The sequence below is a fragment of the Ruegeria sp. BG9 genome (genome assembly GCF_056538305.1).
Genome location: NZ_JBQFSY010000010.1, coordinates 82,714 through 107,875, shown reverse-complemented (window position 1 = coordinate 107,875; position 25,162 = coordinate 82,714). Strand labels below are relative to the sequence as shown.

22 protein-coding genes are annotated in these 25,162 nt (G+C 59.2%); 10 read left to right on the top strand and 12 right to left on the bottom strand.

What is annotated here, in order from left to right; all coding sequences use genetic code 11:
- The 4 genes from ACR0I8_RS17580 to ACR0I8_RS17565 are packed head-to-tail and all read right to left on the bottom strand — an operon-like array spanning nt 1 to nt 4,268.
- Nucleotides 1-423, bottom strand: coding sequence for an ASCH domain-containing protein (locus ACR0I8_RS17580; RefSeq protein WP_170375117.1), 423 nt, complete (start codon nt 421-423; stop codon nt 1-3).
- 1 nt (nt 424) lies between these two features.
- Nucleotides 425-2,029 (bottom strand): carboxyl transferase domain-containing protein, encoded by a 1,605-nt coding sequence (locus ACR0I8_RS17575; protein WP_170691934.1) that lies wholly within the window; start codon nt 2,027-2,029, stop codon nt 425-427.
- Nucleotides 2,026-2,742, bottom strand: a complete 717-nt coding sequence (locus ACR0I8_RS17570; RefSeq protein WP_170691932.1) for a DUF6602 domain-containing protein — start codon at nt 2,740-2,742, stop codon at nt 2,026-2,028. Before ACR0I8_RS17570 ends, ACR0I8_RS17575 begins: the two co-directional genes overlap by 4 nt.
- Nucleotides 2,739-4,268, bottom strand: coding sequence for an AMP-binding protein (locus ACR0I8_RS17565; protein ID WP_170691930.1), 1,530 nt, complete (start codon nt 4,266-4,268; stop codon nt 2,739-2,741). Before ACR0I8_RS17565 ends, ACR0I8_RS17570 begins: the two co-directional genes overlap by 4 nt.
- Nucleotides 4,269-4,405: 137 nt before the next feature.
- Between ACR0I8_RS17565 and ACR0I8_RS17560 the strand changes: the two genes are divergently transcribed.
- Nucleotides 4,406-5,011 carry an OmpW family outer membrane protein gene (locus ACR0I8_RS17560; protein WP_170691928.1) on the top strand — a complete coding sequence of 202 codons (606 nt, stop codon included), beginning with the start codon at nt 4,406-4,408 and terminating at the stop codon, nt 5,009-5,011.
- Nucleotides 5,012-5,059: 48 nt separating this feature from the next.
- Here the strand turns inward: ACR0I8_RS17560 and ACR0I8_RS17555 are convergent, their stop codons facing one another.
- The 3 genes from ACR0I8_RS17555 to ACR0I8_RS17545 form a co-directional block, all read right to left on the bottom strand.
- Nucleotides 5,060-6,226, bottom strand: coding sequence for an isovaleryl-CoA dehydrogenase (locus ACR0I8_RS17555; RefSeq protein ID WP_170691926.1), 1,167 nt, complete (start codon nt 6,224-6,226; stop codon nt 5,060-5,062).
- A gap of 170 nt (nt 6,227-6,396) precedes the next feature.
- Entirely contained in the window at nt 6,397-7,587 is a 1,191-nt protein-coding gene (locus ACR0I8_RS17550; protein ID WP_170691924.1) for an aminotransferase class I/II-fold pyridoxal phosphate-dependent enzyme, read from the bottom strand.
- Nucleotides 7,588-7,626: 39 nt separating this feature from the next.
- Complete coding sequence (locus tag ACR0I8_RS17545) at nt 7,627-8,298, bottom strand: HAD-IA family hydrolase (protein WP_170691922.1); 672 nt, start codon at nt 8,296-8,298, stop codon at nt 7,627-7,629.
- 134 nt (nt 8,299-8,432) lie between these two features.
- Here ACR0I8_RS17545 and glmU point away from each other — a divergent pair, with 134 nt between their 5' ends.
- From glmU to ACR0I8_RS17525, 4 genes are read left to right on the top strand one after another with little or no spacing between them, the layout of a single operon-like run.
- Nucleotides 8,433-9,785, top strand: a complete 1,353-nt coding sequence (glmU, locus tag ACR0I8_RS17540; protein ID WP_170691920.1) for a bifunctional UDP-N-acetylglucosamine diphosphorylase/glucosamine-1-phosphate N-acetyltransferase GlmU — start codon at nt 8,433-8,435, stop codon at nt 9,783-9,785.
- A 4-nt stretch (nt 9,786-9,789) separates the two neighbouring features.
- Complete coding sequence (gene glmS, locus ACR0I8_RS17535; RefSeq protein ID WP_170691918.1) at nt 9,790-11,613, top strand: glutamine--fructose-6-phosphate transaminase (isomerizing); 1,824 nt, start codon at nt 9,790-9,792, stop codon at nt 11,611-11,613.
- A gap of 3 nt (nt 11,614-11,616) precedes the next feature.
- Entirely contained in the window at nt 11,617-12,159 is a 543-nt protein-coding gene (locus ACR0I8_RS17530; RefSeq protein ID WP_170691916.1) for a pyridoxamine 5'-phosphate oxidase family protein, read from the top strand.
- Nucleotides 12,160-12,162: 3 nt separating this feature from the next.
- Nucleotides 12,163-12,840 (top strand): DNA alkylation repair protein, encoded by a 678-nt coding sequence (locus tag ACR0I8_RS17525; RefSeq protein ID WP_170691914.1) that lies wholly within the window; start codon nt 12,163-12,165, stop codon nt 12,838-12,840.
- On the opposite strand, the gene ACR0I8_RS17520 is transcribed toward ACR0I8_RS17525, so the two are convergent.
- Nucleotides 12,837-13,268: a hypothetical protein gene (locus tag ACR0I8_RS17520; protein WP_170467929.1), complete on the bottom strand. Its 432-nt coding sequence runs from the start codon at nt 13,266-13,268 to the stop codon at nt 12,837-12,839. The two genes, ACR0I8_RS17525 and ACR0I8_RS17520, sit on opposite strands and share 4 nt — an antisense overlap.
- 90 nt (nt 13,269-13,358) lie before the next feature.
- Here ACR0I8_RS17520 and moaA point away from each other — a divergent pair, with 90 nt between their 5' ends.
- Both moaA and ACR0I8_RS17510 read left to right on the top strand, forming a co-directional pair.
- Entirely contained in the window at nt 13,359-14,366 is a 1,008-nt protein-coding gene (gene moaA, locus ACR0I8_RS17515; RefSeq protein ID WP_170637112.1) for a GTP 3',8-cyclase MoaA, read from the top strand.
- A gap of 1 nt (nt 14,367) precedes the next feature.
- On the top strand, nt 14,368-15,690 hold the full coding sequence (locus tag ACR0I8_RS17510; protein WP_170691912.1) for a 3-deoxy-D-manno-octulosonic acid transferase: 1,323 nt from the start codon (nt 14,368-14,370) through the stop codon (nt 15,688-15,690).
- 42 nt (nt 15,691-15,732) lie between these two features.
- Here ACR0I8_RS17510 and ACR0I8_RS17505 read toward each other — a convergent pair whose 3' ends face one another.
- From ACR0I8_RS17505 to ACR0I8_RS17490, 4 genes are read right to left on the bottom strand one after another with little or no spacing between them, the layout of a single operon-like run.
- Nucleotides 15,733-16,896, bottom strand: a complete 1,164-nt coding sequence (locus ACR0I8_RS17505; RefSeq protein ID WP_170554285.1) for a M20 aminoacylase family protein — start codon at nt 16,894-16,896, stop codon at nt 15,733-15,735.
- A gap of 17 nt (nt 16,897-16,913) precedes the next feature.
- Nucleotides 16,914-18,080 carry a M20 aminoacylase family protein gene (locus ACR0I8_RS17500; protein ID WP_170691910.1) on the bottom strand — a complete coding sequence of 389 codons (1,167 nt, stop codon included), beginning with the start codon at nt 18,078-18,080 and terminating at the stop codon, nt 16,914-16,916.
- A 17-nt stretch (nt 18,081-18,097) separates the two neighbouring features.
- Entirely contained in the window at nt 18,098-19,264 is a 1,167-nt protein-coding gene (argE, locus tag ACR0I8_RS17495) for an acetylornithine deacetylase (RefSeq protein WP_170691908.1), read from the bottom strand.
- A gap of 5 nt (nt 19,265-19,269) precedes the next feature.
- Nucleotides 19,270-21,090 carry an ABC transporter ATP-binding protein gene (locus ACR0I8_RS17490; protein WP_170691906.1) on the bottom strand — a complete coding sequence of 607 codons (1,821 nt, stop codon included), beginning with the start codon at nt 21,088-21,090 and terminating at the stop codon, nt 19,270-19,272.
- A gap of 286 nt (nt 21,091-21,376) precedes the next feature.
- Here ACR0I8_RS17490 and ACR0I8_RS17485 point away from each other — a divergent pair, with 286 nt between their 5' ends.
- The 3 genes from ACR0I8_RS17485 (at nt 21,377) to ACR0I8_RS17475 (ending at nt 25,160) form a co-directional block, all read left to right on the top strand.
- Entirely contained in the window at nt 21,377-23,083 is a 1,707-nt protein-coding gene (locus ACR0I8_RS17485) for a peptide ABC transporter substrate-binding protein (protein WP_170375081.1), read from the top strand.
- A gap of 96 nt (nt 23,084-23,179) precedes the next feature.
- The gene (locus ACR0I8_RS17480) at nt 23,180-24,187 is read left to right on the top strand and encodes an ABC transporter permease (RefSeq protein ID WP_170375080.1); all 1,008 of its coding nucleotides are present in this window, start codon (nt 23,180-23,182) and stop codon (nt 24,185-24,187) included.
- Entirely contained in the window at nt 24,180-25,160 is a 981-nt protein-coding gene (locus ACR0I8_RS17475; RefSeq protein WP_170483720.1) for an ABC transporter permease, read from the top strand. The genes ACR0I8_RS17480 and ACR0I8_RS17475 overlap by 8 nt, the downstream gene beginning before the upstream one ends.
- The last annotated feature ends 2 nt before the right edge of the window (nt 25,161-25,162 follow it).

Below are 25,162 nucleotides of genomic sequence, written 5' to 3'. Positions count from 1 at the left end.
CTACCCCTCAACCGTCAGATCTTCGACCAGCCGGAACCGCTCGCAGAGCAGCTCCATTTCAGGATCAAACCCGCCATTTCGTTCGAAATACCTGCGGTGATCTTCGCGCCAACCCTCAAGCGTCTCATTCTCACCCTCGGCCAGCGCGAAATCTTCGGTCACGTCGCAATACCGACAGACCGAAACCTGAACCGTTTCAATCACCAGCGCCGGACGGTCGTCCCAGTCCAAGGCGATATCCCTGCGCCCCACAACCGGCGTGTCTGCACTGCTTTCGGGATAGTCTCGCAAAGCACCGCAGGTTGCCGTTTTCCGGCCTGATCGCACCAAAGCCAGAAGCTCGGCGCTGAGGGCCGCGCTATCGCCGAACTTGAAAGTCTGCGCACCGGGATAGCGGCTTTTCAGATGTTCCAGATCGCTCATCTTACATCCTGAACACGCCGAAACGTGTTTCCTCGATCGGGGCGTTCAGAGCGGCGTTCAATGACAATGCCAACACATCGCGCGATTTGCGTGGGTCGATGATGCCGTCATCCCACAACCGAGCAGAGGCATAGAGCGGATGAGACTGCTCCTCGAACATATCCAAAGTCGGGCGTTTGAATTCGGCCTCTTCCTCGGCGGACCATGTCCCGCCCTGCCGCTCGATCCCGTCGCGTTTTACGGTGGCCAGAACGCCCGCTGCCTGCTCTCCGCCCATCACGGAAATCCGTGAGTTCGGCCAGGTCCACAGGAACCGAGGCTGATAGGCCCGACCCGCCATGCCATAGTTTCCAGCTCCGAAGGACCCTCCGACCAGCATCGTGATCTTCGGAACCGAGGTTGTCGCCACCGCCGTCACCATCTTGGCCCCATGCCGCGCGATGCCCTCGTTCTCGTATTTGCGACCAACCATAAAGCCGGTAATATTCTGCAGGAACACCAGCGGGATGCGACGCTGGGAACATAGCTCAACAAAATGCGCGCCCTTCTGTGCGGCCTCGGAGAACAGCACGCCATTGTTGGCGATGATGCCCACCGGGCAGCCTTTGACATGAGCAAAGCCAGTTACCAGCGTCTCGCCAAAGCGGGGCTTGAACTCATCGAACCGAGAGCCGTCGACCAAACGCGCGATCACCTCTCGGATGTCGTAGGGCGTGCGCAGGTCAGCCGGAACAACGCCCAGGATTTCCTCGGGGTCATAGGCAGGGTCTTCCGGGCTGGCCCAATCGACCGTCTGCGGTTTGCGCAGGTTCAACGAGCCGACGGCCCGACGTGCCAAAGCCAACGCGTGGGCGTCATCCTCGGCCAGATAGTCCGCCACGCCGGACAGGCGGGTATGGACATCGCCGCCGCCCAGATCTTCGGAACTCACAACCTCGCCGGTCGCCGCTTTCACCAGAGGCGGCCCGGCCAGAAAGATCGTACCTTGTTCTTTCACAATGATAGTCACGTCCGACATAGCGGGCACATAGGCCCCACCCGCCGTACAGGACCCCATCACCACAGCGATCTGAGCGATCCCCTTCGCGCTCATCCGCGCTTGGTTATAGAAGATACGGCCAAAGTGGTCGCGGTCAGGGAAAACCTCATCCTGATTGGGCAAGTTCGCGCCGCCGCTATCGACCAGATAAATGCAGGGTAGATGGTTTTCCTCGGCAATCTCCTGCGCGCGGAGGTGTTTTTTGACGGTCATCGGGTAGTAAGTGCCGCCCTTCACCGTGGCGTCGTTGCAGACCACCATGACCTCGCGCCCCTGTACTCGGCCAATGCCCGCGATCACCCCGGCACAAGGCGCGGCATCGCCATACATTCCATGAGCCGCCGTTGCGCCAATTTCGAGAAACGGAGACCCCGGATCGAGCAGGTTCGCTACCCTACGCCGAGGCAGCATCTTGCCCCGAGAGACGTGCCGTGCGCGAGATTTCTCGCCGCCTCCCATACGGGCTGCGTCCGCCGCGGTCGAGATTTGCTCCAGCGCGTCGAGATGGGCTGCGCGGTTGGCTTTGAAACCCTCGGAAGTGGGCATGGCTTTGGATGTGAGTTTCATCGCGGAAGCACCTTTATGTACTTTGATACATCAATGGGACGCAGAACCGTTTGTGTGACCATCATTGTCGAAAAGAGAACGAAGCTAGCGGCTGGATCGTCGATTTCATGCACCCACCGAACGCTATGATCGGGACCGATCCCTCTCATCAAGCAGCGACCATCCATAGATATGAATACAGGCTCGATAATCTGACCGGATTGAGAAGCTAAAAGTTTTTTCGTATCCACGCTCTCCAATGACACACCAAGAAACAACGGCATGTGCAACCCGTCCTCGGCATTCATTGGACTCTCGGGTGCGCGAACTTGTGGTACAATAGCACTTCTATCCAATTCGATTACTGAACGTGCTTTTTTTCGAACATCTTCAAACTCTCGAGCATCTAACTTCGTTTTCACCTCCACCGCCAGAATGACAGCTTCTACCGGAAGAACAGAGATGCCCTCATTGAAGAAGAATGGGCAGTGTGACTTGCTGTAAACAATTATGTCCAACTGCTTAGAGATATTGCCTTTGTGGTCTATCGCAAACCCAGTTGTCAGACCAAATGCTTCGGGCAGATGCCTTTCAAGAAGCTTTTGGAAAGTCAATTCCAATATCCTGCCACGCTCGCCGTTATGCCGGACAAGCGACTGAGCGAACTTAACATCAGCGAGCAAGCGATCATTCAATCGACGCTGGTAGTCATCAAAATGCGTTTTCTGACTCATATGTTCTCTGCCTCCGCCGCCGCCCGCGCCTTCAATTCCTTCCGGATCACCTTCCCCGTCACCGTCATCGGCAATTCCTCCAAAAACGCCACCTCTCGCGGATAGGAGTACTGCGCCAGACGGTCCTTGACCCAATCTTGCAACTCTGGCCCTGAGGCCTCGGCCCCCGGTTTTAAAACCACATAGGCCTTTACGATCTCGGTCCGCAGCGGATCGGGCTTGCCGACCACGCCGACCGTTGCCACAGCAGGGTGGGTCAGCAGGCAATCCTCGATCTCAGCCGGGCCGATGCGGTATCCGGCTGAGGTGATCACGTCATCATCGCGCCCGACGAAGCGCAGGTAGTCGCCTTCCCAGACGCCTCGGTCTCCGGTGATCAGCCAATCGCCCCGGAACTTCTCAGCCGTGGCCTCGGGCCGGTTCCAGTATTCCAGTAGCATCGAGGCCGAGCCGCGCCGGATGGCCACATTGCCCTCGTCCCTCGTCGGCGTGCCGTCCTCATCAATCACCGCGACCTCATGGCCCGGAACCGGTTTGCCGATACAGCCGGGACGCACCGGGAAATCCTCGGCACAGGACGAGACGACCATGTTGCACTCGGTCTGGCCGTAGAACTCGTTGATCGTCAGTCCAAAGGCCTGTTGCCCCCACGCCAGCATTTCGGCGCCCAGAGGCTCGCCCCCTGACGCGACCGAACGCAGGCCGGGGATGCTCTGATCCGCCGCTTTCAGCATACGCAGCGCGGTCGGAGGAAAGAACACATTGCGCACGCCGCCGCGCGCGATCACATCGGCGCAGGCCTCGGAAGTGAATTTGTCCAGCCGGGTGGCCACCACGGGGATGCCCAGCGCAAGGCCCGGCATCAGGACATCGAACAGCCCTCCGATCCAGGCCCAATCCGCCGGGGTCCAGAGGCGATCCCCCGCGCGCAGGTGATTATGGCTGATCGAAACGCCGGGCAGATGGCCGGTCAGCACGCGGTGCCCGTGCAGAGCACCCTTGGGGCTGCCAGTTGTACCCGAAGTGTAGATCAGCACGGCAGCGTCTTCGGGGCCGGTATCCGCAAAGGGCAGCTCTGGGCCGGGATGGGCAACCTCAGCGGCGATCATAGGCTCGGCCAGATCACCCAGCAGCTCGGCGCCCTCGGCATCCGTCAGAACGATTCCTGCCCCGGCATCCGCCATGCGGGAGCGCAGCGCGTCTTGTTTGAAAAGCTTGAATAGAGGCACCGAGATCGCACCGATCTTCCAGATCGCCAGATGCGCCGCGGCGCACCACGGAGACTGGCTGAGCAAAACACCAACCCGGTCACCGGCCTGAACCTTGGGCAAGAGTGCCCGCGCAAGCCCATCGGTCATCTCGTGCAGTTGACCGTAAATTACAGGCCTCTCCTCGCCCTCGGTCAGATCGACCAAGGCGACCTGTTCGGGCGGGTGGTTCAGACACTGGCGCGCCATGTTCAGCCGATCGGGGACATCCCAGCCACCCGCCGAGCGCAAACCCGGTATGCGCAGATCGCCTGACATCAAAATTTTCCTTTATTTTCGGGGCCTGCAGTTATGTCACACTTGCCGGGTGCGCTCACGCAAATTTGACTCAGATCAGAGAGCGCAGGCAGCGCCCGTGCAAAACAGCGGTCATCAACTGAACCAAAGGCAGAACAATGACCAATAAACTCGCCGCTTTGACACTCTCCACCGCGCTGGTCGCGCTGGCTGGCCCCGCACTCGCCCAATCGCAAGGTGACTGGACCGTTAGTTTCGGTGTCGGCTACCTGGACCCGAAATCCGACAATGGAACGCTGGCCGGATTTGACGCCGAGGTCGACGACGACACCCGTCCGATCTTTACCGTCGAATACTTCATTCGGGACAACTTGGGTATCGAATTGCTGGCCTCCACGCCATTCGAACACGATATCACCTTGGGTGGCAGCACCGACGCCGGCAGCACCAAGCACCTGCCCCCCACCTTGTCGCTGAACTACCACTTCCCGACCAACAGCGCGTGGAAGCCCTATGTCGGCGCAGGCCTCAACTACACTATCTTCTTTGAAGAAAGCTCTCCTCTGGGCGACCTGGAACTGGACAACTCGTTCGGTTTGTCGCTTCAGGCTGGTTTGGACTATCAGATCACTGAACAAGGCGCTGTCCGTTTGAATGTGCGTTGGTTCGATATCGACTCGGACGTCAAACTGAACGGTGCCGATATCGGTACCGCGGAAATCGATCCTTGGCTGGTCGGCGTATCCTACGTCCATCGCTTCTGATCCTTTGATCGAAACGCCCCGCAGTTCCCTCGGCTGCGGGGCGATTTCTTACCCCAGCATTTCGCCCATCAATTCGCGACCGATCAGCATGCGGCGGATTTCGCTGGTCCCGGCCCCGATCTCCATCAGCTTGGCATCCCGAAATATCCGGCTGACCGGAGCGTCTGACAGGAACCCCGCCCCTCCCATCGCCTGAACGGCCTGATGCGCCTGCGTCATCGCCGCCTCAGAGGCATAGAGACAGCACGCAGCCGCGTCTTGACGAGTCACATCCCCACGGTCACACGCCTTGGCGACTTCATACACGTAAGCACGGGCCGAGTTCATCGCAGTGTACATATCTGCGATCTTGCCCTGCATCAGTTGGAACATGCCGATGGGTTTGCCGAACTGCTTGCGCTCGGCCAGATAGGGCATGATTTCATCCAGACATGCGGCCATGATGCCGGTTCCGATCCCGGCCAGCACAACACGTTCATAGTCGAGCCCGGACATCAGAACGGCAACACCCTTGCCCTCTTCGCCCAGAACATTCTCAAACGGTACTTCTACGTCTTCAAAGATCAGTTCTGCGGTGTTGGACCCACGCATCCCAAGCTTGTCGAAATGGGGCGAGGTCGAGAATCCCGTCATCTCTTTCTCGATCAGAAACGCGGTGATCCCTTTCGATCCCGCATCCGGGTCGGTCTTGGCATAGACGACCAGAGTATCCGCATCCGGCCCATTGGTGATCCAATACTTGTTCCCGTTCAGGCGGTAATGATCATTGCGCTTCTCGGCGCGCAGCTTCATCGAAACCACATCCGATCCAGCCGAGGGTTCGGACATCGCAAGCGCGCCCACATGTTCGCCCGAGATCAGGCGTGGGAGGTATTTTTGTTTTTGCTCTTCCGTGCCGTTCAGCTTGATCTGGTTCACGCAGAGGTTCGAATGCGCGCCATAGGACAGCGAGACCGAGGCCGAGGCTCGCGCGATCTCCTCAATCGCGATCGTGTGCGCCAGATAGGACATGCCAGCGCCACCATATTCCTCTGGCACGGTCACGCCCAAAAGGCCCAGCGCACCCATCTCGGTCCAAAGCTCATTGGGGAACGCGTTCGACGCATCGACCTCGGCCGCCAACGGCTTGACCCGCTCCTGCGCCCAACGATGCACCATCTCGCGCAGCGCATTCACGTCCTCGCCCAGATCGAATTGCATACTCGCCATGAACATTGACGCTCTCCTCTCAGCATTAATGAACAAGTGTTCAATAACTGGATACCAGCGAATCTGCGGCGGGTCAATCATTCCGGGCGCCCCGGTTCCAACACGCAAAACGCCGCCCGAACCGGGGCGGCGTTTCCCAAAAAATCAAGCGTGCGCTGCAGGCGCACTCAATTGGATCACGATTGGTAGACAGCTCCGACCTCGGCCCGGATGATGCGGGCGATCAGTTGGCAGTCTTCCAGCGAAAAGGTCAGGGGCACGCGCATATCCATAATGCCAGCCAAAACCCGGTCCGAGGCAGGCATTCGCTCACTTTCGGCATAGCGCCAACTGTCATAGCGTGAGGTAAACCCGGTGGGCTCGGCACCGCCGAACCATTTTAACTCCACTCCGCGGCTGGCGCAGCGGCTGATCACCTCGGCGATCCGTTCCGGCAGCCAGTCGAGCAGTAGGAACTGGATCGAGGATCCCACATAGGTCTCCGCTTCGGGACGCTCGACCATTGTCAGGCCCGGTGTACCCCGCAGACCGCCTTCAATGGTCTGATACCGTTCATTCCAGCGGCCAACCTGCCGATCCAGATCCCGTAGCTGAGGGCGCAAAATCGCCGCACGCAAGTTGTCCATACGGCCCGAGACGTTCGGTGTGGTGTATTTGATCCGCTCAAACACCTCTGGCCCCGGTGCAGCCAGATGCCGCTCGTAGAGCATGTAGGACCCCGACAGCATCGTGGCTTTGGCCGCAAGTTCCTCATCATCGGTAACCAGCAGACCACCCTCGCCCGAGTTCACATGTTTGTAGGTCTGGCACGAATAACACCCGATGGCTCCTTGCCGACCCGAGAGTTGCCCGCGCCACGCGGCCCCCATCGTATGGGCGCAGTCCTCGATCACGACAACGCCTGCCGCATTGCAGAGCTGTATCAACCGGTCCATGTCGCACAGATGGCCACGCATATGGCTGAGCATCAGAACCCGCGCCTGATCCAGCTTGGCCTCCAGATCCTCCAGATCAATGGTCAGGTGTTCGGTCACGCCGACAAAAATCGGCTTGGCCCCGACTGAGGCAATCGCCCCCGGTACAGGAGCCAGAGTAAACGCGTTGGTTAGCACCGCCTCGCCGGGCTGCACACCCACGGCCCGCAAGGCGGTCGCCAAAGCGTAGCCACCCGACGAAACGGCAAGGCAATATTTCGCCCCCATCTGGGCCGCGAATTCCTGCTCCAGCAGCGCGGCCTCGCCCAATTCGCCAGGCACGACGTTGTAGCGATGAAGACGCCCGTGCCGCAGAACGGCCAGAGCAGCCTCGACCGCCTCGTCCGGGATGGGTTCTTGTTGGGTGAAGCTGCCGGTGAATGTCTCTGTCATAGGCTAGTTCTGGGGCTCCATCCGGTCCGGGTCAAGGGATCAAGCCGCCGCACCGATTAACTCAGCCACAAGTTCGGGCAGATCGTCGAAATGATGCAGCAGCGCCTCGGGCTCCAAAGCGGCCATATCGTCGCCAGAGGGCCCGAAAGTAACCAGAACCGAAGGCACCCCGGCCGCTTTCGCGGTATTGCGGTCGGTATCGGAATCCCCGATCAGAACGCACAGATCCGGATGCCCACCCGCACGCCGCGCGGCCTCGCGCAGAGGCTCAGGGTCAGGTTTACGCACCGGTAGAGTGTCCGCACCGACCAAGGAGGCGAAGTGATCTAGCACCCCCACCTGGCTGAGCAATTGATGCGCCAGACGCTCTGGCTTGTTGGTGCAGATCCCAACGCCATAGCCTGCGGTTTTCAAGGCCTCGACCGCCTCCAAAGCACCGGGGTAGAACTGCGTGTGGGTGTCGATGTCCTGCGCGTAGGCCTCCAGCAAAACCGGGTAATACGCGTCAACCGTGCCTTCATCATAGGCCCCGACGCGCTTCAATCCGTGCGTCAGCATCATACGCCCGCCACGCACGGCGATACCCGCATCCTGCCCGTGAACCAGAACATCCCCATGCCCCATCTCGCGAAAACAATGGTTTGCAGCGGCCAGCAAATCGCCCGATGTATCCGCCAAAGTGCCGTCCAGATCGAAGATGACCGTGCGCATTGCGCCTCCTTGCTCGGCAGGTTTCCGCCATGTCCTGTTGCAATCGGCAATCTAGTTTGATGGCCGAACGGCTTGCGCCTTTGCCCTCAGCGGATAAAACGGACGGCAACAAAACACAAAGAGAAAACGATTTCATGACCACCGCTCTTGTCATCCTTGCCGCCGGGAAAGGCACCAGGATGAATTCGGATATCCCCAAAGTCCTGCACCCGATCGCTCAGGTTCCGATGCTGGTTCACGCCATGCGCGCCGGTTCCGTACTGTCGCCCGAGCGCACCGTGATCGTCACAGGCCACGGGGCCGAGGCCGTCGCCAAGATCGCACAGGCCGAGGATGAGACCGCGCAGATCGCGGTGCAAGAGGAGCAACTGGGCACCGCTCATGCCGTCGCACAGGCCCGCGATGCGCTGGAAGGGTTCGATGGCGATGTCGTGGTTCTCTACGGTGATACGCCGTTCCTTCAAGCCGACACGCTCGAGCGGATGATTGAAGCGCGCGTGCAGAATGATCTGGTGATTCTCGGTTTTGCAGCCGCCGACCCGGCCCGTTATGGCCGCCTAGTGATGAATGGCGACACGTTGGAGCGGATCGTCGAGTTCAAGGACGCATCAGATGAAGAACGCGCGATCACCTTCTGCAACTCGGGTCTGTTGGCCTGCAATGCGGAAACCTTGATGTCCCTTATTGATGCGGTCAGCAACGACAACGCCTCGGGCGAATACTACCTGACGGATGTGGTCGAAATCGCCCGCTCCCGCGATCTAAGCGTGACAGCGGTCGCCTGCGATGAGGCGCAGACGCTAGGCGTGAACTCTCGCGCAGATCTGGCCGCAGCGGATGGGGTGTTTCAGGCGCAGGCACGGGCCGAGTTGCTGGATTTGGGGGTCACACTGATGGCCCCGGAAACGGTCTACCTTGCCGCCGATACGGTGATCGGGCGCGATACGGTGATCGAACCAAATGTGGTCTTCGGTCCCGGCGTGACCGTCGAAAGCGGCGCAACGATCCGGGCGTTTTCGCATCTGGAGGGCTGCCATGTCAGCCGAGAGGCCATCATCGGCCCGTATGCCCGCCTGCGCCCCGGCGCGGAATTGGCGGAAAACGCGCGCATCGGCAATTTCGTCGAGATCAAGAATGCCGAGATCGCCGAGGGCGCCAAGGTCAATCACCTCAGCTATATCGGGGATGCCTCGGTTGGGGCGGGTTCGAATATCGGGGCAGGCACGATCACCTGCAACTATGACGGCGTGATGAAGCACAAGACCACGATTGGTGAGGGTGTCTTTATTGGGTCCAATACAATGCTGGTGGCTCCGGTGACCGTAGGTGATGGCGCAATGACGGCAACGGGAACGGTCGTAACCAAAGACGTGGAAGCCGAGGCGCTGGCCGTCGCGCGCGCCAAACAGGAAAATAAGCCCGGCTATGCGCGCAAATTGTTTGATATGTTAAAGGCGAAAAAGGCTCGCCGCGATAAAGAGGCCTGAGTTTATGTGTGGAATTGTAGGTGTATTGGGACAGCATGAGGCTGCCCCCATTTTGGTTGAAGCCCTGAAACGGCTGGAATATCGCGGCTATGACAGCGCAGGGATTGCGACCGTCAACGATGGCGCTTTGGGACGCCGTCGGGCCGTTGGCAAGCTGGTGAACTTGAGCGACCTTCTGGTCCACGATCCTTTGCCCGGCAAATCCGGGATCGGGCACACCCGCTGGGCCACGCACGGCGCGCCCTCGGTCACCAACGCGCATCCGCACAAAGCCGGGCCAGTCGCCGTTGTCCATAACGGCATTGTCGAAAACTACCGCGAGCTACGCGCCGAACTGGCCGAACACGGCGTGGATTTCGTGACCGAGACCGACACCGAAACCGTGGCCCTGATGGCCGCACACTACCTGAATACCGGTCTGTCCCCTGTTGAAGCGGCCTTCAAGACTATCGACCAGCTGGAAGGTGCATTTGCGTTGGCCTTTCTGTTCGACGGTCAAGACGACCTGATCGTGGCCGCGCGCAAGGGTTCTCCGCTGGCGATCGGCCATGGAGAAGGCGAGATGTATGTGGGTTCTGACGCGATTGCTCTTGCTCCGCTGACCAACAAGATCACCTATCTTGAGGAAGGCGACCGCGCTGTCCTGACCCGCACCTCGCTGGAAATTCGCACCGAAGCCGGTGAACTGGCCAATCGCGAAATGCGTAAGATCAAGCTGGATACGGCCCGTGCCGACAAGGGCGAACACAAGCACTTCATGGCCAAGGAAATCGCCGAGCAACCGGTGGTCGTGGCCGAGGCGATCCGCTCATACCTGCCCACCGGCGGAGACCGCGTGGTTCTACCCGAGACCGATCTGGATTTCACCAAGCTGGATCGCCTGACCATGGTCGCCTGCGGCACGGCCTTTTATGCCTGCCTGACGGCGAAGTACTGGTTCGAGCAGCTGGCGAAAATGCCGGTCGAGGTCGATATCGCCAGCGAATTCCGCTATCGCGAACCTCCGATCACTGACCGCACGCTGGCCTTGTTTGTTAGCCAGTCGGGCGAAACCGCCGATACGCTGGCCGCGCTGCGCTATTGCGAGGGTAAGGCCGACAAGATCGTTTCGGTCGTCAATGTTCCCGAAAGCTCGATTGCGCGGGAAAGCGATATCGCCCTGCCCATCCATGCGGGGGTTGAAATCGGCGTCGCCTCGACCAAGGCTTTCACCTGCCAGCTAAGCGTTCTGCTGATGCTGGCGCTCAAGGCCGCCGCTGACCGGGGTACACTGAGCGATGAGGAACTGGCCGATCACGCCGCCGCCCTGCGCGGCTTGCCCTCGGTCTTGAACGCAGCACTGGATCAAAACCGCGCCATCCGCAAATCTGCCCAGCGCCTATCCGAGGCGCGCGACGTGCTGTTTCTGGGCCGTGGCCTGATGTATCCGCTGGCGATGGAAGGCGCGCTGAAACTGAAGGAAATCAGCTATATTCACGCCGAAGGCTACGCGTCGGGCGAGTTGAAACACGGCCCCATCGCGCTGATCGACAAGCATATGCCCGTGGTGGTCATGGCCCCGCGCGATGCCGTTTTCGACAAGACTGTCTCGAACATGCAAGAGGTGATGGCACGCAAGGGCAAGGTCATCCTAGTGTCGGACGATGACGGCATCGTTGAGGCAGGCGATGATGTCTGGAGCACAATCCGCATGCCCCACATCCACACGAACCTGACCCCGATCCTCTACTCGGTTCCCGCGCAGTTGTTGGCCTATCACACGGCTGTCGCCAAGGGGACGGATGTGGACCAGCCGCGTAACCTCGCGAAATCTGTGACTGTGGAGTAAGGCATGGCCAAGCAATTCCCCCATCTGGACGAGGCTCATCAGAAATTCATCACCGAGCAGCACATGTTCTTCGTAGGCAGCGCCGGGGTTGAGGGGCGGGTCAATATCTCACCCAAGGGCATGGATTCACTGCGTGTTCTGGGGCCAAACCGGATTGCTTGGATGAACCTGACCGGCAGCGGCAATGAAACCGCCGGGCATCTGCTTGAGGTCAACCGCATGACCCTGATGTGGTGTTCCTTCACCACGCGCCCGCTGATCCTGCGCACCTATGGCACCGCACGCACCCTGCATGCGGGGGATGACGGTTGGGACGAACTGGCAGGTCAATTCCCCAACCATCGCAGCGCGCGGCAGATCTACGACCTCAGCATTGATCTGGTGCAGACCTCGTGCGGCTATGCGGTCCCGTTCATGGAATTCCAGTCGGATCGCGACACGATGCAAAATTGGGTCGACGGCAAATCAGACGATGATATCCGCGCCTATTGGGTCGAGAAGAACCAGCAGACGATTGACGGCAAACCTACCGGGGTTCCGGTCTAAACCATGCTTGCCCCATATCTGGATCAGATCAAGGCACATGCCGATGCCGAGCGCGCGGAGCAGGTCGCAGCCTATCACAAGGCCGAGCGTCCCTATCTGGGCGTCGCCGTCACGGTTCTCAACGATCTGACCAAAGCTTGGCGCAAGGAATTGTCGGTTGCCGAGCGCGTCACCCTCGCGGATGCGCTCTGGCAGACTAACATTCACGAGGCGCGCGTTGCGGCCTCTAAACTACTGACACAAGCCCGGATTCGCCCGGATGAGGATGTCTGGACCTTGTTGCAAAGCTGGGTGCCCGATTTCGACGCGTGGGCCATCGCCGACCACGCCTGCACCGCCATCCAGAAACGCCTGAGCGCTGATCCCACGCGGCTGGATCAGGTCGAAACATGGACGGGATCAGACCACATGTGGACCCGCCGCGCCGCTCTGGTCTCGACCCTGCCCTGGACCAAACAGAACCACCCCAAAACCGAAGATCTGGCGCGCCGCGATCGAATCCTCGGTTGGGCCGCAGGCTATGTGCCCGACCGGAACTGGTTCATTCAGAAATCCATTGCATGGTGGCTGCGGGAACTCTCCAAACATGATCCAGACCGGGTCGTGACCTTTCTGGACGCACATGGCGACGCGATGAAACCTTTTGCCCGGCGTGAGGCCGGAAAATACCTGAAAATTTAGTTCGCATAGACCTCGACCTCGACCAGCTGATCAAACGGCACCAGCAACGCCCGCATGGCATCTAGTGACAAACGGCTGCCACCCGTCTCGGGCCCCGAGGCCGGAACCAATGTGATGTAAGCCTGCGCCCCAGTTTTCGGCACAACCACCCGCGCGGTCACCTCGGAATCGACCAATGGCGTCTGCATCCAGCGGCCCGGAGTCGACGGATCGCCCAACCCGGCAATAGTGGTCTTGGCCCCGGTCCAGTTCGCTGTCGCAGTTGCAGGTTGGATATAGGCTGAGCTTTCCGCCTCAGCAGGTGCGGTCTCTACAGCAGCAGGTGTTACCTCAGCAGCCTCATCGCGCCCCAACAAACGATCCGTTGTCGAACGCACGGTATCGCACCCGACCAGCAAAACGCAGGATATCACAAGCAGTTCTCTCATACTCCGAACCTACTACCGGTCAGGCAGCTGTACCAGACCAAAGCACAGTTCACTCTTGTCGCGGGCCTATTCCAGCTTTACCTATACCGCATGACTGCTCCGCTTATTGATCCTTTCGCCCGTGCCATCACGTATCTGCGCGTCTCGGTAACCGATCGCTGCGACTTTCGCTGTGTCTATTGCATGTCCGAGAACATGACCTTTCTGCCCAAGAAAGAGCTGCTGACGCTGGAAGAGCTGGACCGCATGTGTTCCACCTTCGTGAATATGGGCGTTGAGAAACTGCGCATCACGGGTGGTGAGCCGCTCGTGCGTCGCAATATCATGACGTTCTTCAACTCCATGACCCGTCATCTGGAAAGCGGCGCGCTGAAAGAACTGACGCTTACAACCAATGGCTCGCAGCTTTCGCGATTTGCCGATGACCTCTACGCGGCGGGTGTGCGACGGGTGAATATCTCACTGGACACGCTGGATGAGGATAAATTCGCAGCCGTTACGCGATGGGGACGTCTGAAACAGGTTCTGAACGGGATTGATGCGGCGCAAAAGGCGGGCCTGCGGGTCAAGATTAACGCTGTGGCTCTGAAGGGCTTCAACGAACCCGAATTGCCCCAGATCACCGAATGGTGCGCCGAACGCGACATGGACTTGACCTGGATCGAGGTCATGCCGATGGGCGACATCGGCAATGAGGACCGGTTGGACCAGTACTGGTCGCTGAAAGATGTGCGCAAGGAATACGAAAACCACTATAGCGTGACCGATCTGGCCGAACGCTCCGGAGGACCGGCGCGTTATGTCCGGCTTGAAGAAACTGGCCAGAAGATCGGCTTTATCACCCCGCTTTCCCATAATTTCTGCGAAAGCTGCAACCGCGTGCGCCTGACCTGCACCGGTGAGCTTTACATGTGCCTCGGACAGGAGGACATGGCCGACCTGCGCGCGCCGCTGCGCGATCACCCGGACACGGAAAAACCCTTGGAAGAGGCGATCCGCGCTGCGATCAACCTCAAGCCCAAAGGCCATGATTTCGACTATTCCCGCCAGGCCGTCGATGGCCAGATGAGCCGCCACATGAGCCACACAGGCGGCTGACATGCCCGGCTCTGACGTTCGTCCGACGCTGCTGTACAAGCTGTACTGCGGCGTCACCTCTCTCGTGCAGCCTTTGGCCTGGCGGACCGTGCGCAAAAAGCTGCAGGCGGCCGAAGTCTCGAACCAGCGCCAGCAGGAGCGACTGGGCTATGCCAGCCTCGACCGCCCCGCGGGACAATTGATCTGGTTTCACGCCGCCAGCGTCGGCGAAAGCCTCTCGGTGCTCAGCCTAATCCACCGGCTTGGCGAGCGCCTGCCACAAGCCGAGTTCCTGATCACCTCAGGCACGCCCACCTCAGCCGCGCTGATTGCCACGCGACTGCCCCCTCGCACCCGACATCAGTTTCCGCCCTTAGACAGCGCCGGGCCAGTGCGGCGGTTTCTGGAACATTGGGCCCCAGATGCTGCCGTATTCGTAGAAAGCGAAATCTGGCCCCGCCTGATCGTCGAGACGGCTGGACGCGGCACGCCTTTGTGTCTTCTGAACGCACGTTTATCCGACAAGTCCGTGGCGGGGTGGCAAAAACGCCCTGAAACTGCGCGCTTCATCCTGGACCATTTCGCGCTGTTTCTCACGCAGAATGACAAAACGGCCACGAATCTGATCGCAATTGGGGCGGACCCTGATCGCGTTCAGCCCGGCACCAACCTCAAGGCGATGTCCGACCCATTGCCGGTGGATCAAACCACGCTGACGGATATCCAAAACCAGATTGGCCATCGACCCGTCTGGATCGCCAGCTCTACCCATGCAGGCGAAGAGGAAACGGTTCTGGCCGCCCACAAAGCTTTGCTTAAGCAGTACCCAGACTTGCTGTTGCTGCTGATACCGCGACACCCGGAACGGCGCGAGGAGGTCGCGACCCTCCTGACCAAAGCCAAACTCACATCGGCCTTCCGAACCAAGACCGACCCTATTACAAATGAGACTCAGGTCTACGTGGCCGATACCCTTGGCGAAACCGGCACATGGTACGCGCTTTGCCCGATTGTCTTTCTCGGCGGGTCTTTGAGAGAGATCGGCGGTCACAACCCGTTCGAACCAGCTCAAGCCGGGGCTGCCGTCATGACCGGTCCGGGCTACTTCAACTTCGCCGAAACTTTCGCACCCCTTATCGACACCGGCGGGGCCGTTCAGGTTGAAACCGCCAAAGATCTTGAGAAAGCCGTCGACAACTGGCTGTCCAACGACGCAGCCCTGACCCAAGCCCGCTCCGCCGCCCGCACCTGCGTCGCAACCCAAAAAGACGCGCTGCAAAACGTGATCGAAACGCTCTGCTCCACACTCGGCCTAGAGCCGAAGGATCCTTCTTCATCTGGCTGAAAATATCCCGGGGGTGTGGGGGCAGAGCCCCCACCCTGTCATTCAGGCCGCAGGCATCCGCTGTTCTACAATCTCGGCCCACCAGCTGCACCCGGCAGGGATGGCCTCATCATTGAAATTGTACTCAGGGTGATGGACCATGGCCGTGTCGCCATTGCCCACGAGGATATAGGCGCCCGGACGTTCTTCCAGCATAAAGGCAAAATCCTCGCCGCCCATGACCAGAGGAGCCTCCTCGCAAGCACCCGACACGGATCGCGCGACGTCAGCCGCAAACTCGGTCTGCTCGTCGCTGTTCACCATGACCGGATAGCCTCGAATATAGGTGACGTCCGCTGTGCCACCAAAGGTCGCCGCTACGCCGTTGCATATCTCGTTAATCCGCTTCTCGGCTAGATCACGCATCTCCTTACTCATGGTGCGCACGGTGCCTTTGATCTGAACCGATTGCGGGATCACGTTGAAGGCCTTCGACGAGGTCTCGAACGAGGTCACCGACACAACCACCTGATCGACCGGATCTGCATTGCGCGAGGCGATCGTCTGCAGCGCCAGCACCGCCTGCGCCGTCATCACGGTGGTATCGACCGTCTCCTGAGGTTTCGCCGCATGACCGCCGCGCCCTTCAAACGTGATGTCGAACTGATCGGTAGCCGCAAAGAACGACCCCGGTCGGATCGAGAAGCTGCCGACCGGTTTGCCCGGCCAGTTGTGCATCCCGTAGACCTCCTGAATGTTCCAGCGGTCCATCATGCCGTCTTCACACATCTCGCGACCACCGCCACCGCCTTCTTCGGCAGGCTGGAAGATCACTACGACGGTGCCATCGAAATTGCGGGTCTCCGACAAGTACTTCGCTGCACCAAGAAGCATCGCAGTATGGCCATCATGGCCGCAAGCGTGCATCGCGCCCGGCGTTTTCGAGGCATAGTCCAGCCCCGTCGCCTCGAGGATCGGCAGAGCGTCCATATCCGCGCGCAGACCGATCACCTTGCCTTTGCTGTCCGACTTGCCCTTGATCACACCGACAACGCCCGTGCGGCCAATACCGGTGACAACCTCATCACAGCCGAACTCTGTCAGCTTTTCGGCCACCAAAGCGCTGGTGCGGTGGGTTTCAAACAGGATTTCGGGGTTTTCGTGCAGGTCGCGTCGCCATGTGGTGATCTCGTCCTGCAATTCCGCAAAGCGGTTTTTGACTGGCATATCTTGTCTCTCCTAAATCATTCGGCCGGCATCCGGCGTTCGACCATTTCAGCGAACCAGCTGCAGCCGGCGGGTATGGCGTCATCATCGAAATTGTATTCCGGGTGGTGACACATGGCAGTGTCTCCGTTCCCTAGAAAGATGTAGGCTCCGGGCCGTTCTTCAAGCATGTAGGCGAAATCTTCCGACGGCATGATGGGATCAGTGCCATCGTTCACCTTTCCAGCGACAGCTGCAGCAGCTTCAGCGGCATAGCCGGTCTCGGCCTCGGAGTTTACCGTCACCGGATAACCCGGTGTCCATTCTACCTTGGCGGACGCGTCAAAAGCCGAAGCCGTATCTTCCGCAATCCGGCGAACACGTTGTTCCGCGATCGTGCGGTACTCGGGGTCAAGCGTTCGTACCGTGCCTTTCAGACGAACCGTATGCGCAATCACGTTTGAGGCCACGCTGTCCGTCTCAAACGTTCCTACGGTCAGAACAACCCGTTTGATCGGATCGACAGTACGGGCCACAACGGATTGCAAAGACACAACAATATGTGAGGCAACAAGCGTTGTATCCACCGCCTCATGCGGGGCTGCCGCGTGGCCGCCCTTGCCGGTGACGGTAATTTCGAACTCGTCCGACGAGGCCAGCAAGGCTCCGGGCCGGATCGCAAATTCACCAACCGGCAGGCCGGGCATATTGTGCATGCCGTAGACTTCCTGAATGCCCCAGCGCTCCATCAACCCGTCCTGACACATGGCCAGACCTCCGGCGCCGCCCTCCTCGGCCGGTTGAAAGATCAGCACGGCGGTGCCATCGAAACTCCGTGTCTCGGCCAGGTACTGCGCAGCCCCAAGCAGCATCGAGGTATGTCCATCATGCCCACACGCATGCATCTTGCCCGGAACGGTCGAGGCATAGTCCAGACCCGTCGCCTCTTCGATCGGCAGAGCGTCCATATCTGCGCGCAATCCGATCACCCGACCCTTAGTGTCCGAGCGGCCCTTGATCACGGCCACAACACCTGTCTTGCCGACGCCTTCGGTAATCTCATCGACACCGAAGGCCTTCAGCCGCTCAACAACAAAGGCGGCGGTCTCGTGAACGTCATACATCAGTTCGGGATGAGCATGCAGATGTCGGCGCCACTTGGTGATCTCTGCCTGCATTTCAGCAAGTCTGTTTTTCACCGGCATTTTGGACCTCCTTGGGATCAGCTGGACAGTTTCTCGACCAATCGTTGCATGAACGCATGGCCCGCTTCGAACTGCGCGACAGAGATGAACTCGTTCGGTTGATGGGCCTGCGCGATGTCGCCCGGGCCGCAGATGACCGCTGAGTAACCTGCTTCCTGAAACTGCCCGGCCTCGGTGCCATAGCTGACCACATGGCTTGCGTTGTCACCGGTCAGGGCGCGTACCAAAGCTTCGGCCTCACCATCCTTTTCGGGGACCAGACCGGGGATCGAGAAATTTTCAGAGATTTCGATCCGCGCTTCGGGGTGAACCGCCTGCATCCGCGCTTCAACCGCGCGCACCTGTTCTAAATAGTCATCGCGCCACGCGGCTTTGCTTTCATCCGGCACCGTGCGGAAATCCAGCATGAAGTGGCAATCCTTGGCGGTGATATTATGCGCAGTGCCGCCTTCGATCATGCCCACATGGACCGTGGTCCAGGGCGGATCGAACACGGCAGCGGTTTCGCTGGGCTTGGCCGCCTGATTGCGGGCGTTCTGTTCATTCGCCCAATTGATCAGCGGAGCGGCCTCCATGATGGCATTGACGCCTGTGTGCATGATCGAGCTATGAACCTCGAACCCGACCATATGCGTGTCATAGCCAAAACCACCCTTGTGGCCGGTGACAGCCTGCATTGTCGAAGGCTCGCCCACGATCACGGCCGAGCCTTTGGGCAGCACTTTGTTCATTGCCTCGATCATTGGCGGAGCGCCAGTGCATCCGACCTCTTCATCGAAGCTCAGCGCCAATTGCAAAGGACGTTTGAGACCGGCATTGCTCGCTTCGACCAAAGCCCAGATCGCGAGCGCGTCAAAGCCCTTCATGTCGCAAGTGCCGCGTCCGTAATACTTGCCGTCCTTCTCAGTGACGGTGAACGGATCCGTATCCCAGGGCTGCCCGTCAACCGGAACCACATCCGTATGACCCGAGAGGACAACGCCCCCCTCTTCCCACGGGCCGACATGCGCAAAGATCGCCGCCTTGTGCGGCTGATCCGGGTCCGGCCAGCGATGGGCTTCTATACCGTGTTCGTTAAGGTAACCTTCGACCCAGTCCACCAGCGGCAAGTTTGTGTCACGGCTTACAGTCGGGAATGAGATCAACCTGGTCATGATCTCAAGCGGCGTCAGACGCTGTGGCATATGTGTTAGTACCCGCTATCCGTAGTCAGGATGAAATGGCCCGGCTCAACCTCTTTGTAGTTAGACGGTTCTGGCGCGTATCCAATTGGATGAATAGGCGACGGTATCGGCTTAAAATTCAAGTCTTTTTCCGATTTCCGTTTGTTTGGGTCCGCGATTGGAACCGCCTTCATCAGCGCCTGTGTATACGGATGCTGTGGATTCTCGAACACCCGCGCGCGCGGTCCAAGTTCGACAATCCGGCCCAGATACATCACGCCCACATGGTGGCTGACCCGCTCGACAACGGCCATGTCGTGACTGATGAACAGGTAAGACAAGCTCAACTCGGATTGCAGCTCCATCATCAGGTTCAGCACCTGCGCCTGCACCGACACGTCCAGCGCCGAGACCGCCTCATCCGCGATGATCAGTTTCGGGTTTAAGGCCAACGCGCGGGCGATTGCGATACGTTGGCGCTGACCGCCGGACATCTCATGCGGGAAACGGCGCATGAAGCTGCGCGGCAGTTGCACCTTATCGAACAGCTGCGCCACGCGATCCTGCAGTTCCGACCCCGAGGCCACGCCGTAGTTGCGCATGGGTTCGGCCACTTGGTCGATCAACTGCATCTGCGGATTGAGCGAGGCAAACGGGTCCTGAAAGATCATCTGCATATCCAGCCGCGCCTTGCGTAGACCGGATTGGTCCAGCTTCATGATATCGACGCCGTCCAGATTGACCTCGCCCGCCATCGGCTCGACCAATCGCAGGATCGAACGCCCGGCCGAGGACTTGCCACAGCCCGACTCGCCCACAAGGCTAAGTGTCTGGCCTTTGTTCAGCGTGAACGAGACATCCTCGACCGCATGAACGTTCGAGATCGTCCGGCGCAGCAAACCGCCTTTTACGGGGAAACGCGTGGTCAGGTTCTTGACCGTCAGCAGTGTTTCTTCCGTGCCGGGAATCGGAGCGATGTTCTGTCCTTCAACACCCAGAAGTTTCATCGGTTCCGGCGCGGCCTTCCCCTGCATCTCACCCAGTTTCGGCACCGCAGCCAAAAGAGCCTTGGTGTAATCGTGCTGCGGGTTCTCAAAGATTTCCTTGACGGTGCCTTCTTCGACCTTGTTGCCGCGGAACATCACGACTACGCGGTCAGCCATTTGTGCCACCACGGCCATATCGTGAGTGATAAACATCACCGCAGTACCGGTTTCCCGTTTCAAGCGGTCCATCAGGGCCAGAATCTCGGCCTGAATCGTCACGTCCAATGCGGTCGTCGGCTCATCCGCGATCAGCAGACGCGGCTCGCACGCCATCGCCATTGCAATCACCACGCGTTGGCGCATGCCGCCTGAAAGCTCGTGCGGGTACTGCTTCAACCGGCGCTCGGGTTCGGGGATTCGCACCTGACGCAGCAGCTCCAAAGCCCGCTCTTCAGCCTGCGCCTTGGACATGTCCTTGTGAATGCGCAGTCCTTCGGTCAGTTGCCGACCAACGGTGAAAACTGGGTTCAGGGCGGTCATCGGCTCCTGAAAGATCATTCCGATCTCATTGCCGCGAATCTGTTTCATCAGATCCTGATCGGCATCGGCCAGGTCCATCTCGGCCCCGTCGCGGCGGTCAAACAGAAGCTCGCCTCCGGCGATTTCGCCTCCGCCGAACTCGACAAGACGCATCAGAGACAGCGATGAAACCGACTTGCCCGAGCCCGATTCGCCAACAATACAAACCGTTTCGCCCGGATTTACCTCGAACGAGACGTCCTCAACGCCCACGACCGGGCCGTCTTTCGTCTGAAACTCCACCCTCAGTTTTTTGATCTGGGCAATTGGTTGATCCAGCACGCGCGCGCTCCCTTTTGGGTCGTTTTGTTTTTATGGATGCCGAACGCTAAGGCGGCGAGCCAGGAAAAGTCAAACGCAATGCACGATTTCGTGACGGCAAGGCTTGCAATTTTCCTAAGTTCTGTTTCGATACCCGCGTAACCGACAACCAGCGAAGGCAGAAATCGCGTTGCGCGAAATGCAATTGCTATTTCTAACAATGCCTTAGCCAATAGTCGGCAACGCCAAATCCGCAGGCATTGCGGAGATAATCGAGACACGCAAGTGTCCAATTCGGGAGTGAATTATGAAGATCAAAACCCTTTTGCTTGGTGCGATTGCAAGCACGGCGATGGCCCCAGCGGCTTTTGCCGAGCGCGGATCGGACGGCAATGTCAGCATCATTTATTGGCAGGCTCCGTCAATTATGAACCCGTTTCTATCGGGTGGCACAAAAGATGTTGAGGCAGCCTCGCTGGTTATTGAACCACTTGCACGCTACGACCAAGACGGGAACATGGTGCCTTATCTGGCCGCTGAAATCCCGACCGTTGAAAATGGCGGCGTCAGCGAAGACCTGACCACCATCACCTGGAAGATTGCGCCTGGCCTCACATGGTCGGATGGTACACCGTTCACCTCGGCTGACGTGGTGTTTACCGCAAACTACTGCATGGACCCCGAAGGCGGTTGTGCACAGGTGACCAAGTTTGAGGGCGTCACCGACGTCGAAGCTGTCGATGACCTAACCGTTAAGGTAACGTTCGACGCGCCGACTCCCTTCCCCTATGGACCGTTCGTGGGTGGTGAAAGCCCGATCATTCAGGCCGCTCAATTCGCTGACTGCATGGGCGCAAAAGCTCCTGAATGTACAGATCAGAACTTCAACCCAATCGGCACTGGCCCGTTTGTCGTCACCGAGTTCAAACCGAACGACGTGATCACATTTGCCGCCAACGACAACTACCGTGACCCGGCCAAGCCGGCGTTTGCCAGCGTGACCTTCAAAGGTGGCGGCGACGCAACAGCGGCAGGTCGTGCGGTTATGGAAACCGGCGAGTTTGACTACGCCTGGAACCTGCAGTTGGCCCCAGAGGTCATCGCGCAGATGCAGGAAGGTGGCAAAGGTACTCCGGTCGCAGGCTTCGGCCCGCTGGTCGAGCGTATCATGCTGAACCAGACCAACCCGTCGCCCGACCTGCCGGAAGGCGAGCGCTCGACAGCCGCGCATCCGCACCCATTCCTGCAGGATCCGGCCGTTTACAAAGCCATGTCCATGGCCATCGACCGCCCGCTGCTGGTGGAAATCGGCTACGGTCAGGCGGGCAAAGTGACCTGTAACTGGGTTCCGGCCCCGGCTGCGTTTAGCTCGACCTCGATGAGCTGTGACACGCAGGATATTGAAGGCGCCAAGAAGCTGCTGGATGACGCAGGCATCGTTGACACCGATGGCGACGGTATTCGTGAAAAAGACGGTGTGCCGCTGAAAATCGTCTACCAGACCTCGACCAACGCTGTGCGTCAGGACTTCCAGGCGCTGATCAAGGAATGGTGGAGCCAGATCGGCATTGAGTCCGAACTGCGCAACATCAACGCATCGGTCTTCTTCGGTGGTGACCCGGGTTCGCCTGACACCTTCCAGAAGTTCTATGCAGACGTTGAGATGTACGCCAACACCTTCAACGGCACCGACCCTCAGTCCTATCTGGGCAACGGTCTGTGCGACAAGGCACCGAAGCCAGAGTCGCAGTGGCAGGGTGAGAACATCAGCCGCTTCTGCAACGAAGAGTTTGACGCCTTGCACGCCAAACTGGCTGAAACCGCGGGTCTAGAGGCTCGTGCAGAAATCGCCAAGCAGCTGAACGACATCATGGTTCAAAACGGCGGTATGATTCCGCTGGTGCACCGTGGCCGTCTGTCGGCGCATGCAAACACCCTGGGTGGTGTTGTCCTGAACGTTTGGGATAGCGAGCTGTGGAACATTGCGGACTGGTACCGCAAGACCGGTTCCTAAGCGTTAATCTTGCAATATCGCGCCCCGATCTTTATCGGGGCGCGGTCATTTGCAGACCACTCCAACAAAAAGACGCATCAACAAAGGCGCCTTTGAATGCTCAACTTTACCATCAGACGACTGGTGCTGGCCGTACCCACGCTGCTGTTCATCAGCCTCGTCATTTTCCTGCTGCTCGAGCTTGCCCCTGGCGACCCGATGGCACAGGTTCCCCTCACCGTCCCCCCCGAAGTCAAAGAGAAGATGCGCGAGGCGTTAGGCCTTGGCCAGCCGATGCATATCCGGTTCTGGAAATGGATCGTGCAGTTCTTCTGGATCGAACCGCAGGTTCTGATCGACCATATGTTTGGCACCACCTTCTCAGAAGGTGACCTGCGTGTGATTTCGTGGCAGACCCGCTCTCCCGTTATGGACATCGTCGTTCAGCGTATCCCGCAGACCCTGTGGGTAGTTGGCACCGCCTATGTGGTTGCTATCCTGATCGCCCTGCCCATCGGCATCTATTCCGCATACCGCCAGTATTCCTGGTTCGACCAGATGGGTACCTTCGTGTCGATGGTCGGCTTCTCAGTCCCGCCCTTCTTCTCGGGCGTGCTGGTGATCGTGATCTTCTCGGTCCAGCTGGGCTGGTTCCCATCGATCTATGACACGACTCACGTGGTGAATAGCTGGGATAGCTTCGTCGTACAGCTGAAGCAGATGATCATGCCGGTCATGGTGCTGGCGCTGCAGATCACGGCGCAGTTGAGCCGCTTCATGCGCGCCTCGATGCTGGACAACCTCAACCAGGATTACGTTCGTACCGCCCGCGCCAAAGGGCTGAGCGAATACACGGTTGTGATGGTTCACGTCCTGCGCAATTCGATGATCCCGGTGGTTACTGTTATTGCGCTGGGTATTCCGGCCATCTTCGGCGGCGCAATCATCACCGAGCAGGTCTTCAAGGTGAACGGTATCGGCCAATTGCTGATCGGCGCGATTCAAGCCAACGACCTGCCGATGGTGCAGACGCTGACATTCATCTTTGCCGTGTTGATCGTTCTGTTCAACCTGATCGCTGACGTGCTGTACGGCATTCTGGACCCGAGGATTCGCTATGACTGATACCGACAAATCAGACACGCTGGTCCCCGACGAAGGACTGGCCCCCGCCTCAACCGCGCTGCCGACCGCTGGAGTGATGGACGACCTGGCCACCCCGCCCCGCAGCCAGTGGCGCGATGTGTGGGATCAATTCAAAACGCACAAAGGCGCGATGATCGGGGCGATCCTGTTCATTTTCATCGTTGCCGGTGTGTATCTGGGGCCGTACATCTGGAGCATCGACCCAACCCAGATCGACATCCGCTCGCGCAATCAGGGCCCAAGTTGGGCACATCCTTTCGGCACCGATCAGCTGGGCCGGGATATTCTGGCACGGATGATGTCGGGTGGTCAGACCTCGGTCTCGGTGGGCATCACGGCTATGTTGCTGGCACTGTTTCTGGGATCGTTCATCGGTGTGATCGCGGGCTTCTTCAAACGCCTCGATGGGCCGCTGATGCGCCTGACCGATCTGTTCCTCGCACTGCCCCTGCTGCCCCTATTGCTGGTCATGATGCTGCTCTTCCGCGAGCCTCTGTCCGCCGCATTCGGGCTGGAGCGCGGGATTTTCATCCTGATCGTCTGCGCCATCGGTATCACCTCATGGATGCCCACGGCCCGGATCGTACGCGGCGATGTGCTGGCCATCAAGGAGCGTGAATTCGTTCTGGCCGCACGCTCCATCGGCACCAGCAACCGGCAGATCATCACGCGACACATCCTGCCAAACGTGCTGTCTCCAATCATGGTGTCGGCAACGCTGGGGATTGCGACGGCGATCATCACCGAAAGCGCGCTGTCCTTCCTCGGGCTCGGCTTCCCACCGGACTTCCCGACTTGGGGCCGCTTGTTGTTTGATGGCGTCGACTATCTGCAGCAATACCCCGAGCGTGTGTTCTGGCCCGGCCTTGCGATCTCGCTGACTGTTCTCAGCGTGAACTATCTGGGCGATGGCTTGCGTGATGCGCTGGATCCGCGCATTCGCGGCCGGTAATA